13 protein-coding genes are annotated in these 12,896 nt (G+C 57.0%); 6 read left to right on the top strand and 7 right to left on the bottom strand.

All coding sequences use genetic code 11. The features are described 5' to 3' along the window. Positions 1-8: 8 nt before the first annotated feature. Complete coding sequence (locus Q675_RS21475; protein ID WP_011785260.1) at positions 9-302, bottom strand: antibiotic biosynthesis monooxygenase family protein; 294 nt, start codon at positions 300-302, stop codon at positions 9-11. Positions 303-386: 84 nt separating this feature from the next. Between Q675_RS21475 and tusA the strand changes: the two genes are divergently transcribed. Next, on the top strand, positions 387-632 hold the full coding sequence (gene tusA, locus Q675_RS21470; protein WP_011785259.1) for a sulfurtransferase TusA: 246 nt from the start codon (positions 387-389) through the stop codon (positions 630-632). A gap of 1 nt (position 633) precedes the next feature. Here tusA and dsbD read toward each other — a convergent pair whose 3' ends face one another. Then, positions 634-2,511, bottom strand: a complete 1,878-nt coding sequence (gene dsbD / locus Q675_RS21465) for a protein-disulfide reductase DsbD (protein WP_152525341.1) — start codon at positions 2,509-2,511, stop codon at positions 634-636. A gap of 146 nt (positions 2,512-2,657) precedes the next feature. Between dsbD and Q675_RS21460 the strand changes: the two genes are divergently transcribed. From Q675_RS21460 to pdxB, 3 genes are read left to right on the top strand one after another with little or no spacing between them, the layout of a single operon-like run. After that, positions 2,658-3,221, top strand: a complete 564-nt coding sequence (locus Q675_RS21460; protein ID WP_227499482.1) for an elongation factor P hydroxylase — start codon at positions 2,658-2,660, stop codon at positions 3,219-3,221. Continuing rightward, entirely contained in the window at positions 3,218-4,489 is a 1,272-nt protein-coding gene (locus Q675_RS21455; RefSeq protein WP_014421207.1) for a DEAD/DEAH box helicase, read from the top strand. The genes Q675_RS21460 and Q675_RS21455 overlap by 4 nt, the downstream gene beginning before the upstream one ends. Positions 4,490-4,512: 23 nt before the next feature. Continuing rightward, complete coding sequence (gene pdxB / locus Q675_RS21450; RefSeq protein ID WP_022991801.1) at positions 4,513-5,667, top strand: 4-phosphoerythronate dehydrogenase PdxB; 1,155 nt, start codon at positions 4,513-4,515, stop codon at positions 5,665-5,667. Between the two features lie 62 nt (positions 5,668-5,729). Here the strand turns inward: pdxB and htpX are convergent, their stop codons facing one another. The 3 genes from htpX to Q675_RS21435 form a co-directional block, all read right to left on the bottom strand. Continuing rightward, positions 5,730-6,611, bottom strand: a complete 882-nt coding sequence (gene htpX, locus Q675_RS21445; protein ID WP_011785254.1) for a protease HtpX — start codon at positions 6,609-6,611, stop codon at positions 5,730-5,732. A 93-nt stretch (positions 6,612-6,704) separates the two neighbouring features. Further along, positions 6,705-7,178 carry a hypothetical protein gene (locus Q675_RS21440; RefSeq protein ID WP_011785253.1) on the bottom strand — a complete coding sequence of 158 codons (474 nt, stop codon included), beginning with the start codon at positions 7,176-7,178 and terminating at the stop codon, positions 6,705-6,707. Positions 7,179-7,190: 12 nt separating this feature from the next. Beyond that, entirely contained in the window at positions 7,191-8,405 is a 1,215-nt protein-coding gene (locus Q675_RS21435; protein ID WP_011785252.1) for a pyridoxal phosphate-dependent aminotransferase, read from the bottom strand. A gap of 255 nt (positions 8,406-8,660) precedes the next feature. On the opposite strand from Q675_RS21435, the gene Q675_RS21430 reads away from it, so the two are divergent. Together Q675_RS21430 and Q675_RS21425 are read left to right on the top strand one after the other, a co-directional pair. After that, on the top strand, positions 8,661-9,146 hold the full coding sequence (locus tag Q675_RS21430; protein WP_011785251.1) for a glutathione peroxidase: 486 nt from the start codon (positions 8,661-8,663) through the stop codon (positions 9,144-9,146). Between the two features lie 2 nt (positions 9,147-9,148). Then, positions 9,149-9,616 (top strand): MarR family winged helix-turn-helix transcriptional regulator, encoded by a 468-nt coding sequence (locus tag Q675_RS21425; RefSeq protein WP_011785250.1) that lies wholly within the window; start codon positions 9,149-9,151, stop codon positions 9,614-9,616. Here Q675_RS21425 and Q675_RS21420 read toward each other — a convergent pair. Then, positions 9,567-11,915 carry an ATP-binding protein gene (locus Q675_RS21420; protein WP_023010445.1) on the bottom strand — a complete coding sequence of 783 codons (2,349 nt, stop codon included), beginning with the start codon at positions 11,913-11,915 and terminating at the stop codon, positions 9,567-9,569. The two genes, Q675_RS21425 and Q675_RS21420, sit on opposite strands and share 50 nt — an antisense overlap. A 44-nt stretch (positions 11,916-11,959) precedes the next feature. After that, positions 11,960-12,730, bottom strand: a complete 771-nt coding sequence (locus Q675_RS21415; protein ID WP_011785248.1) for a hypothetical protein — start codon at positions 12,728-12,730, stop codon at positions 11,960-11,962. Between the last annotated feature and the right edge of the window lie 166 nt (positions 12,731-12,896).

The raw sequence follows: 12,896 nt of genomic DNA, 5'->3' as shown, positions 1-12,896 counted from the left end.
CACCGGGCTCACGGCATATCGCTGTGCTGGAGCACGGTAATGGCTTCATCCCGGTCCATCATGGGGGTGAGTTCCGCCATTAATTCCCGGCGTTCAGGAGAGCGGTACCAGCGATCCCAGTCTGCCTCTGAGCGCCAGTTTGCCAGTGTCATGCGATGGTTGGGGTCGCGGCAGTCGACCAGGGTCTCACCGGAGATAAAACCCGGGGCACTGACGGCCTGCTGTAACACTTTTCTGGCCCGGTCTTCGTAGGCCGACTCCAGAGTTTCGGCAATATGGCGTTCAATAAGTACCCGAATCATGACAATCTCCCTTTATTTTCGCTGCTATAAACAATAATTTAGCACTGGATTCAGAAAAATCACGCTACTTGTAGGAGGTCACGCTTGTCGGATCATGATTATCACGCAGAACTGGACGCACGGGGACTGTTCTGTCCCGAGCCGGTCATGATGCTGCACAATCGCATCCACGATGTTGAGGTTGGGCAGGTGCTGCGGGTTGTGGCCACCGATCCTTCAACCACTCGGGATATCCCGAGGTTCTGCCAGTTTCTCGGGCACGAACTTCTCAGCCAGCAGGAAGCGGGCGGCGAATTCCTGTTTCTGATCCGCCGCTGTCAGGCCGCCTGACTCAGAGTTTCTGACCAACGTTGGCCACGTGCTCCAGAAACTGATCCCGATCCATCTCGCCCAGTACGCGGGCGTTGCTGAGCTCTGACCCGCTCGCCTGATAGAACAGTATTGCCGGGGGGCCAAACAGGCCGAGTTCATCCAGCAGGGCCTGCTGGGCGGGCGTGTTGTCCGTCATGTCGATCTGCAGCAGGGTGTAGGGTGACAGTGCCTGGATGACCTGGGGATCGCTGAACACATTGCGTTCCATGACTTTGCAGGAAATACACCAGTCCGCATAGAAGTCCAGCATGACGGGCTGCCCCCGGTCACTGGCATTGGCCAGCAATGCGCGGATCTGGTTCGGATCCTCAACACGCTGGAAGCTGGCATGTGATAGCTCGCCCGCCACTGGTCCCGGCGCCGCGGAGGCGACAAAGGGCGCCAGCGGCTTGAGCGGGTCGTTGGCGCCGCTGACGGCACCGGCCAGCAAGGCCAGGCCATAGGCAAACATAACCAGCCCCAGCCCCTTACGGGTGCGCTGCCAGCCAGCCTTGGCGGCATCGAATGCGCCCAGCTGTACGCCAGTAATAGCAATCAGCAGCCCCCACATGGTCAGGCTGAACCAGACCGGTACCAGGCGCTCAACCAGCCAGATAGCCACGGCCAGCAGCATGACACCGTAGAAGTGCTTCACCGTGGTCATCCAGTGCCCTGAGCTTGGCAGCAGTTTCCGGCCGCCAACGGCAACCAGAATCAGGGGAACTCCCATGCCCAGGCCCAGTGCCAGCAGCGCCACACCGCCGATCACGGCATCCTGAGTGGTGGAAATGTACAGCAAGCTGCCGGCCAGTGGCGCAGACACGCAGGGCGAGACAATAAGTGCTGAAAGGGCACCAATGCCGAAGATGCTGGCGACACGGCTACCAGTCAGGCGATGGCTGGCATCGTTGAGGGGTTCCCGAATAAAACGTGGTAACTGGATTTCGAACAGGTCGAACATCGACAGCGCAAAGACCACGAACAGGCCAGCGAAAACACTCAGCACCCAGGGCGACTGTAGCTGCGCCTGGAGATTGAAGCTGGCGCCCAGCAGGCCGGTAATGACCCCCGCCGCGGCGTAGGTCAATGCCATGCCCAGCACATAGCTGCCCGACAGCAATAATGCGTGGCTGGTGGTTCTTGTATTACGCCCGGAGACCATGGAGGAGATGATAGGCACCATGGGCAGAACGCAGGGTGTAAAGGTCAACCCCAGACCGAGCAAAAAGAATACGCCGGCGATCATCCAGATCGACTGGCTGGACAGAAAGCCGGCGAGGCCGGTCGCGGTGGAGGTATCTGCGGGCGCCGCATTTCCGGTATCGGAGGTCACTCTGTTGGCAGCGGTCTCGGCAGCGTCGCCACCAGGGTAATAGAGGATGTCCCGGGTCTGCGGGGGATAACAAAGCCCGGCCTCTGCACAGCCCTGGTACGTCACCTGAAGCTCCGCTTCCCGGACACCGTCGGGCAGGGTGATGGGGACCCTGGCCTGGACCGGATCAAAAAAAACGGTGATCTCACCAAAGAATTCGTCTTCAGTCAGCGTGCCCGGCAAAGAAAAGCCGGGTTCGCCAACCTGTACACCATCAGTTACGGCATTGATCTGTATGCGGCTTTTATAGAGGTAATGGCCGGGGGTGATATTCCAGGCCAGCACCACAGCCCCGTTATCAGTGGTGTAATCAAAGGGCAGTGCTTCATCTACCGGCAGAAATTCGCTGTTACCAAACAGGCTGCCATTGCCGGACCCCAGAGCCTTGGCTCCGGGAGACGCCAGCGACAGAACCACTGCCAACACAAGCAAAAGATGGTAGAACTGATTTCGCGTAGGAGCACTGAAGGCCTGGACTGCTGACATGGATACGGTCATTTCCTGATTCTGGTATGCATGAAGTCGGTTCGAAGCCAGTGGACACCATGCTGTGGCGAAAGTTCCCACTGGTATTGGCCGCGTTAAAGTCGCACAATAGCCAACCGATGAATCACAATCCAGACGATCTTATCATGCTGTTCAATGACCTGTTCCGGGAATCATACCGGACGATTCTGGTCAGGGGCAGCGAAGAACCGGAATATCTCCCTGTGAGCGAGCCCGAGGGTCTTGCCAGGGTAGTCTTTGCCCATGGTTTTTTTGCCAGTGCCCTGCACGAGATTGCCCACTGGTGCATTGCCGGTGAGCATCGGCGCACAATGTACGATTACGGATACTGGTACTGTCCGGATGGACGAACACCTGAACAGCAGCAAGCGTTTGAGCAGGTGGAGGTGAAACCTCAGGCCATAGAGTGTCTGTTTTCCCTGGCGGCCGGCTTCCGCTTTCACATCAGTGTCGACAACCTCGCCGGCGGAGGCGCTGCCGATGGAGATGCATTCCGCCTGAATGTGCTCAACCAGGCGAGCGATTACCTTGCCTGTGGATTACCCCGCCGTGCACAGCAGTTCTACGATTCGCTCTTGCAGTTTTACAGCACTGGTGCCCGGATAGATGAAACCTGGGCTCGAGTGAAGACCCGTCTGTTAACTGCAGAGCAGGAATACGATCAATCAAGGATACCTGAACCCCTATGACATCAGAACCAAAGCATACCGGCGATTTACGCTTCAGCGACCTCAATCTGGACAAGCGACTGCTGGATGCCATTTCCAAAATTGGCTTCGAGTACTGCACGCCCATTCAGGCAGAAACGCTGCCCTGGACCCTGGCCTGTGAAGACCTCATTGGCCAGGCTCAGACGGGCACCGGCAAGACTGCAGCCTTTCTGATTACCGCGATTCAGTCTTTGCTGGAAACTCCGATCGACGAGAAAGAGCGTTTTGCCTCCGAGCCTCGTGTTCTGGCGCTGGCGCCCACCCGCGAACTGGCCATGCAGATTGCCAAGGACGCCGAACAGCTGTGTCATTACACTGGCCACAATGTGGTTACTGTGGTTGGCGGGATGAACTACGACAAGCAGCGGGAGCAGTTGCAGAACGAAATTGTCGACATCCTGGTGGCTACCCCGGGCCGATTGATCGATTTCCTGGGCTCACAGGATGTTTTTCTGGATCAGCTCGACATCCTGATTCTGGATGAGGCGGACCGGATGCTCGATATGGGCTTTATCCCGGACGTCAAGCGCATCATCCGCAAGTGTACCCCCAAGGATGAGCGCCAGACCCTGCTGTTCAGTGCCACCTTCAACCAGGATGTCCTCAACCTGGCATCCATGTGGACCCGCAATGCCGAGTTTGTCGAAATCGAGCCGGAACAGAAGACTGCAGAACGAGTTGAACAGACCGTTTTCCTGGTGTCCGATAACGAAAAGCTGCCGGTACTGGTGAATTACCTGAAGCGGCCGGAAGTAGAGAAAGCGATTGTTTTTGCCAACCGTCGTGACCAGTGCCGTGATCTTGAAGAGGATCTTAAAAACCAGGGTGTGAAAGTGGCGTTGATGTCTGGCGAGATTGCCCAGAACAAGCGGCTGAAAACGCTTGACCAGTTCAAGAAGGGGCAGATCCAGGTGCTGGTTGCTACCGATGTGGCGGGCCGTGGCATCCACGTAAACGGCGTGACCCATGTATTCAACTACAATTTGCCAGACAATGCCGAAGATTACGTTCACCGCATTGGTCGTACTGGCCGTGCCGGTAAAACCGGAGTATCGGTGAGCTTCGCTGGTGAAGAGGACGCGTTTGCCCTGCCGGAGATTGAAAAATACATCAGCCAGAAGCTGAAGACGGCGGTGCCTGATGAGAATCTGACAGCCGCCATGGATAACCCGCCGATTACCCGCAAGCGGGGTGGTCGCCGGCCGCAGGGCAACAGCGGTCGCGGGCCCAGACCACGTCGTCATTGAGAGTCACTGGTGAGACCACTGTTATGCTGATCGTTGCGGACGAGAATATACCCTTACTGGATTCCTTTTTTGGCGACATCGGAGAGATTCGCCGGGTGAATGGCCGGACGCTGGCTCCGGACCAGGTAAGGGATGCCGATATACTTCTGGTCCGTTCGGTAACCCGGGTAGACCGGCAGTTGCTGGATGGTGCCCGGGTGCGGTTCGTTGGTACGGCCACGATTGGAACGGACCACATAGACCAGACCTGGCTCCAGGAACAAGGCATCGGTTTCGCCGCTGCGCCAGGCTGCAATGCCGTCAGTGTGGCTGAGTATGTGCTCTCGGTATTGTCCCTGTACGCAGAAAAGCGGGGTATTGAAGACTGGTCATCCCTGACGGTAGGGATTGTCGGGGTGGGCAATGTCGGTGGTGAGTTGGCCCGAATGCTGGAGCGGCTGGATTTCACGGTAAAGCTCTGTGATCCGCCCAGGCAGGAAGCTGAAGAAGAGCGCGCAGAGGAGTTTGTGCCGCTGGCCGAGGCTCTGGAGTGTGACGTTGTAACCTTGCACACGCCGTTGACGCGAACTGGAGACCATCCCACCAACCGGATGATCGCGGGCAGCGAGCTCGCGGCGCTTGGGCAGGATCAGTTGTTGATCAACGCCGGCCGGGGCGAGGTGATAGACGGAGAGGCATTGCTTGCCCGGCTTCAGCAGGCAGACGCGCCCACGGTGGTGCTGGATGTCTGGGAGCATGAGCCCAGAATCAACCCGGATCTGCTAGACCGGGTGTGGCTGGCGACGCCTCACATTGCCGGCTACAGCCTGGAAGGCAAGATGCAGGGCACGGAGATGATCTACCAGGCCCTGTGCCGTTACCTGGGGCTGCCTGTGCGCAAGAAAGCCGGACAGTTTCTGCCGGAGCCGGCCCTCAGTAAAGTGTCCTTTACCAGCAGTGCTGATGAGGATGAGGCCGTTCAGGTTGCTTTGCGCGCCTGTTACGATCCCCGCCGGGACGATGCCCGCCTGCGGCTGACCATGCGCGGTAATCCTGAAGAGCGGGCGCAGGCCTTCGACAGGCTACGCAGGGACTACCCGGTGCGCAGGGAATGCTCGAGTCTGAAAGTGCAGTTGAAGGGTAGCAGCAAGTCGATTCAGGATAGCTTCAGGGCCATCGGGTTCAAACTGAAGATCTGACACCCTGGATGTCTTGCTCGTCAAAAGAGAAGGGCGCCTGTGTGGCGCCCTTTTTCATGTGATTACAGTTTGGCGTTCTGTAGCGCTGCAATTCGGTCCTCCAGCGGCGGGTGGGTCATGAACATTGCTGCCAGACCTTCGCGGGCGCCCCGGTTGATACCGAATGCCTGCAGGGTGTCCGGCATCTGATCCGGAACCTCGCTTTCCTTTTTCAGGTGCGACAGGGCGCTGATCATGGCGCCTCGCCCTGCCAGTTGGGCACCGGCAATGTCGGCACGGTATTCCCGGCGACGGGAGAACCAGAATACGATGGTGCTGGCCAGGATGCCGAGCACGATTTCTGCCACGATGCTCACGACAAAAAAGCCGATACCATGGCCGTTCTCATTCTTGAAGATGACCCGGTCCACGAACGAGCCGATCACCCGCGATGCGAAGATAACAAAGGTGTTTACCACGCCCTGGATCAGCGTCAGAGTCACCATGTCGCCATTGGCCACATGGCCAATCTCATGGCCCAGTACGGCCCGGATCTGGTCCTTGTCGAAGCGGCTTAACAGCCCCTCGCTGACCGCCACCAGAGAGTCGTTTTTATTCCATCCGGTGGCAAAGGCATTGGATTGCTGAGCAGGGAAGATCGCCACTTCGGGCATGCCGATGCCGGCTTTCTTTGCCAGCTCCGCGACGGTTTCAACCAGCCAGCGCTCCGCCGGCGTGCGAGGCGAGTCGATCACCCGGGCTTTGGTGCTCCACTTCGCCATGGGCTTGGAGAGAAACAGCGAGATAAACGCACCAGCGAAGCCGAACACCGCCGCAAACGCCAGTAGCGAGCCGTAGTCGATGCCTTGTTGTGCCAGATAACTATCGACCCCCAGCAGTCGCAGGGTAAAACTGGCAACCAGAATAACGGCCAGGTTGGTGGCCAGAAACAACAGAATACGCATGGTTTTTTCCTGTATCAGCTTACCGGGAAACGTATTGCCTTTCTGACCGATATATGTGGATCCGGTTCAGCGGTTCAAGAACCTTAACGCCATTTAATGAACGGGTTGCAGGCCTGAATCGTTGAAGAAGGTTGATTGCACCGCCAGACTGATGCGGCTGGAGCTGCCGCTTTTCAGGGCGGAGCGCAGCAGATGAATATAGGTGGACAAGTCTTTCTGAACAGAAGGCGGCAATTCGGGCTCGTTTGAAACCGCCGACAGTTCCCTCAGAAGCGCCTGCGGGGCCGGGGCGCTGAGCCGAACAAATGCCTCCCGGGTCAGCACCGCCTGATCCAGAGCTTCCTGGCGAATGGTATCCACGTAACGGAGCAGGCCTTCTTCGGACAGCCAGAGCAGGGCACCGAAACAGGCCATATGGCGTTTGCTGTGCAGGCCGAATTCGTCGGGCTCGTCTGGCCCGGCGATATCCTCCACGAACAGGTTTACCCGCCGGGGAAACGACATGTAGAGCTGAACCAGAGCAATTGCAACGTCCTTGTAGAATTCCTCGACATGAATGTCTGCCATACTGACTCCGGTTTACTGGCGATAGTGTTCAAGGAAATTGCCCAGACGGCCCATGGCATCCGACAGCGTGTCCGCTCTGGGCAGGAAAACAACCCGGAGATGCTGCTTGTCATCAATGTTGAAGGCCGAGCCCTGAACCAGAAGAATTTTCTCCTGAAGCAGCAGATCCAGAACCAGCTTCTCGTCATTCACCACCGGGAAGTGCTTGGGGTCCAGCCTTGGGAACAGGTACAGCGCCCCTTTGGGCTTGACGCAGCTCACCCCGGGAATGTCGTTCAGCATGCGCCAGGCGGTCTCGCGCTGCTCGTACAGACGCCCGCCCGGTGCCACCAGATCGTTGATGGACTGATAGCCGCCCAGAGAGGTCTGGATTGCCAGTTGGGCCGGTACGTTGGCGCAAAGGCGCATGTTCGACAGCATGTCGATGCCTTCGATCAGATCCCGGGCCTTGTGTTTGGCTCCGCTGATGATCATCCAACCAGAACGGTAACCGGCCGCCCGGTAGTTCTTGGACAGACCGTTGTAGGTGAAAAACAGCACATCGTCCGCCATCGAGGCAATGGATGTGTGCTGGGTACCATCGTAGAGAATCTTGTCGTAGATCTCGTCCGACAGGATGATCAGATTGTGTTCCCGGGCCAGTTCCAGAACCTGCTGTAGCAGTTCCTCTGAATACACGGCACCGGTCGGGTTATTCGGGTTGATCAGCACAATAGCCCGGGTCCGACGGGTAATCTTTTTGCGAATATCGTCAATGTCCGGGAACCAGTCCTGTTGTTCGTCGCAGCGGTAATGCACCGGCTTGCCGCTGGACAGCGTGACGGCGGCGGTCCAGAGCGGGTAGTCGGGGGCCGGAATGAGTACTTCGTCGCCGGTGTTCAGCAATGCCTGCATGGACATCACAATCAGCTCGCTGACGCCATTGCCCAGGTAGATGTCATCAATATCGACTTTGGCGATGCCCCGCTGCTGGCAATAGTGCATCACGGCCTTTCGGGCCGAAAACAGGCCTTTGGATTCCACGTAGCCCTGGGCCTGGTGCATGTTGTAGATGACGTCTTGCTGGATTTCTTCCGGCACGTCGAGCTCGAAGGCTGCCGGATTGCCGATATTCAGCTTCAGAACGCGGTGCCCTTCTTCCTCGAGCCTGCGGGCCTCACGCAGAACCACGCCACGAATTTCATAACAGACATTGTCGAGCTTGGCGGATTTGAAAAAGTTCTGCATGGGAGCCTGGGTCCTTCGCTAAGGTTCTGAACGAAAGCCTTATTCTAGCGGAGGGACGCCTCGGGGTAACAGGGGCAATTGTGTGGAATTGTGGCCAAATCAGGATAGTTTACGGACCGTCTTTGAAGTGATGTGTCATCAGGCTGACCCGAACTGACAATTTGCGGTGTTGTTGTGGGAAATTATATTGTGCACAATGTAAATCAGTCGTTCATACAAATCGGCCGAAGCCGGCCAATACAGGAGAGATATTTCATGGCGAGCGAAACCATTTACAGCTTCAGTGCCAAAGATATCAAAGGGCATGAAGTTTCCATGGACGATTATCGGGGCAAGGTTCTGCTTATCGTAAATACGGCCTCAAAATGTGGTTTTACGCCCCAATTTGAGGGGCTGCAGTCGCTCCATGACGAATTGGGGGAGCGTGGGTTTGAGGTGCTGGGTTTCCCATGTAACCAGTTCATGAATCAGGATCCTGGTAACGACGATGCCATCAGCCAGTTCTGTTCCCTGAACTACGGTGTCAGTTTCCCCATGTTCGCCAAGATTGAGGTGAACGGTGACGGCACGCATCCGCTGTTTCGGTTCCTGAAACGTGAGGCCAAAGGCCTGATGGGTTCTGAGAAAGTGAAGTGGAATTTCACCAAGTTTCTGGTCAACCGGGAAGGTCAGGTTGTGCGGCGCTATGCGCCAACGGCGAAGCCGGCCGACATCCGCGCCGATATCGAGAAATTGCTCTGACCATGACAGATAACGATCAGATACTGGCGCTTGATAACCAGATCTGTTTTGCACTGTATGCAGCGAACCGGGCGGTGACTGCCAGGTACCGGCCGTTACTGGAGGAGCTGGGGCTGACCTATCCCCAGTACCTGGTCATGCTGGTGATGTGGGAAGCGGACCGTGAGGGAATCAAGCCGCGGGTCAGCGACCTGGGGGCCAGATTAAGACTGGACTCGGGCACTTTGACGCCGCTGCTTAAACGCCTGGAGCAGCGGGATCTGTTGCAACGGGCTCGGCTCGCCGAGGATGAACGGGTGGTTGGGCTGAGGCTAACCAATGCCGGACGGGCGCTGCGGGCCAAGGCAGCGAACGTGCCCGGCCGCCTTATGTGTGGTCTGGATATTGAACCGGAGCGATTGCTGTCACTGCGACAGGAACTCAGGAGTCTGTTGGAGGTTCTGGAGACAGCGGAGCCCAGCGAGCGATAACCGCCCTGAGTTCGTCACGATTGTAGGGCTTGGTGATGTAGTCATTCATGCCCGATGCCAGGCAATCTTCCCGATCGCCCTGCATCACATTGGCGGTTACCGCAATGACGGGTAGCGTCTGCCATTGGGGGTTCTGGCGGATAGCACGGGTTGCTTCGTAACCGTCCATAACCGGCATCTGGCAGTCCATCAGTACCAGGTCGTAAGTTTTGTTTTGGAGTGCCTCAAGGGCTCTGCGCCCGTTCTCCGCGTGATCTACCCGGTGCCCCAGTTTCTTCAACAGGCTGCTGGCCACCAACTGGTTGACCTGATTGTCTTCCACCAACAGAATGTTTAGGGCCGGTATCGGTTGCTGGCCTGTGCCAAGGGATCGATCCGGGCGTGTTGATTGCCCACCCGAACCCAGTCCGCCGGCTGCGCAGAGGCATCGGAACAGGTCGTCCCTTCGCAGCGGCAGTGCCACGACGCAGTGTCTGGGGTGATTGCTGGTTGCGGTTCCGGACTGATCGGCCAGAATCACCCCGTCTCCTCGCCAGTCATTGGCAAAGGCAAGGCTTTCCCGGGGCGAATTTGCGGCATCAATCAGCAGGATTCCTTCCGGATGTCGACTGGCACTGCGCACCGGTATGTTCCAGGAGCGCAACTGGGACTCGATGGCCAGTCTGTGAGGGTTGCTCTGGGGCAGGGCCATGGCAATACCAATATCGCTCAGGCGTCGTAGCACGCCTTCTGCGATCTCCGGTTCATCGCCCTGGTGTACCGGAAGCGGCAGGGTCACGGTAAAGTGGGTTCCGGTGCCTTCCTTGGAATCCACCAGAATCTGGCCATGCATTCGCTCCACCAGTTGTCTGCAGAGTGTCAGCCCAAGCCCGGTTCCGCCGTAGAGGCGGGTGGTGTCAGTATCGGCCTGGGAAAACGGTGAGAATATCCGGTGCAGGCCTTCTCTCGACATACCGATCCCGGTGTCGATGACTTCCAGTCGCAAGCTGCCCCCGGACCAGCTGGTGCGAATCTTTACGGTTCCTGCATCGGTGAATTTGATGGCATTGCTGAGCAGATTGTTCAGAATCTGACGGGTACGGGTGGGGTCCCCCAGAAAATGCTCTGGCAAATCCGGCGCGGTCTCGTTAACCAGGTTAATGCCTTTGCGCCGGGCTTGTTGAGCGTGCAGGGTTGCGCATTCTTCAATCAGTTTTCTCATGCTGAAAGGAATGCTTTCCAGGGAGAGTTTGCCAGCCTCTACCTTGGAGATGTCGAGAATGTCGTTGAGCAGGCCGAGTAAGCTCTCACCGGCATTCAGAGCGATTTCCAGGCGATTGCGTTGACCTGCGTCTTTCTCGCTTTCCAGTGCCAGACCCAACATGCCCAGAACACCGTTGAGTGGTGTGCGGATTTCGTGGCTCATGCTTGCCAGAAAGTTGGCCCGGGCGCGAGCTCTGCGAACAGCGTCTTCCTTGGCGCGGACCAGCGCCCGGTTACCGCGCAGCAAAGCTTCATTTTTTTCCGAAATCTCCCGGGTGCGGTCCTCCACTTCCCGTTCCAGCTGGCTGGAATAGTTTTTCATGGCGCTTTCGGCGGATCGCAGTTTGGCTACGCTCACTTCCATGTTTTCCAGGTGCTGGTTGATGATGCCCACCATGGTGCCGATTTCATCACCTTTGTGGTTTTCCGGAATCGGAAGCCGGACTTTCTCCGGAGAACTTGCCCGCACCTGACTGAGGGCGTTGATGACGTTCATCATGGGCCGGGTCAACACAAAATAGAAAATGGCGAGCAGTACACCGGAGAGCGCAAGGCTTTTCAGCAGCCCGATAATCAGGGTATTGGTCGCCCGGGTGAGAAACTGTATGCCGTAATGATAGGTGTCGATGGTTACAACAAGCTGGCCCAGAGGCAGATCCGCCAATTGCGGCACCTGCAGTTCCTCATTGAACACGCGGCTGGCGCCAAACAGCAGATCGCTGATCCAGCGATAGCGGGAAACCGGGCTGCTCTGGCTGGCCGCAGCCATGGTCTGGCCATCGCTGTCAATAATTCGGGCGTCTATGGTGGCAGGGTGTTGCAAGAGGCCGTCGAGCAGCTCCTCCGCGAGCCGGACATCAATGTTGTAGGCAATCTGGGATGCCGGGCTCTGGCTGATTTCAATCAGGGCGCGAACTTCGCGATCCATCGATTCCCGGGCGGTGAAGTAGTCCAGGGTGATCTGGATCAGGTTCAGTACCAGGCCCAGCACCATGGCGACCAGGACCGTGTCCCGGGTGAGGCGATAGGAGAGCCGTTGCCTGATTCTGTTAAACACGATGTTGCGTCATCCTTGAGATATGGGCGTTTACGAAGCTGCGTTCAGTCGTCGTAATCCGCTTTTTTCTTCCAGGTGCCGTCGTCCTGCAGAAAGTTGTCCCATTCCTTGTCCAGCTTGGAATGGCTTTCCTCATTCATCTTGCCCTCTGTGCTCATTTCCTCAAGTTCCTTGATGCGGGTACGGAAACTCTTCACCGCTTTCATGGCCAGAGGGTTGTCCCGGGATTTGCCCATCTCAGTACTGGCAAGGTGATAAGCGTGAATGGCCTTGCGGATCTGGTTCTGGCGAATGAAATCCCGGGCCTGGAAAACGTGCAGGTCGGCGTGGGTTTTGTGCACCAGAAACAGAACATACTTCAGATTCTTCTTGGCGGTGGCAGAGTCTATCCGGCCGGCTTTATGCATAGCCTCAATCAGCTTGAACAAGGCCTGGAGCAGTTCTTTGATGTAGGTGGACTTTTCCGGAGAGTCGACTTTTACGGGTGGGCGCTGGTCGTTCTTTTCCAGAATCTGCTTTTTGGTTTGCGCAATGTTCTCCAGCCACTGTTTTACCGGCTGATCACTCTTCAGCGCGGTCAGTTCCTGGCAGGCGTCTTCCATGCGCTTGAGCAGCAGTAGTTTAAGGTCTGGCGTGAGGTATTGGCCGGGAATATCGGTAAGCAGGCGGTAGGCCTTGTTGTAGGCATCTTCCTGAGCCGTCATTTTGCGAACGCGTTCGATCCTCGCTTTTTCCCGCATCTGGCTGAAAACGATAATAACCAGGGAAACGGTGACGATCGCGGCGAGCAGCAGCACAATGGTAGTGGTATCCATGGTGTGGGGTTAGGCTCCGGATTGAATGAACGTCTGGCCCGAGGGCTTGTTTTATTGGTTTTGATATTATTCGGTAACGCCCTGAAAGCCTAGCAGAAATATGCTATCTCGTCCTTTTCAGGTTGTAATCAGGGCAGTAGGCTCATTTATTACGTGAATTTTCAGA

The organism is Marinobacter sp. EN3 (assembly GCF_000475315.1).
Taxonomy (GTDB): Bacteria; Pseudomonadota; Gammaproteobacteria; order Pseudomonadales; family Oleiphilaceae; genus Marinobacter; species Marinobacter nauticus.
The sequence above is the reverse complement of the archived record's forward strand: the minus strand, read 5'-3'. Positions and strand labels throughout refer to the sequence as shown.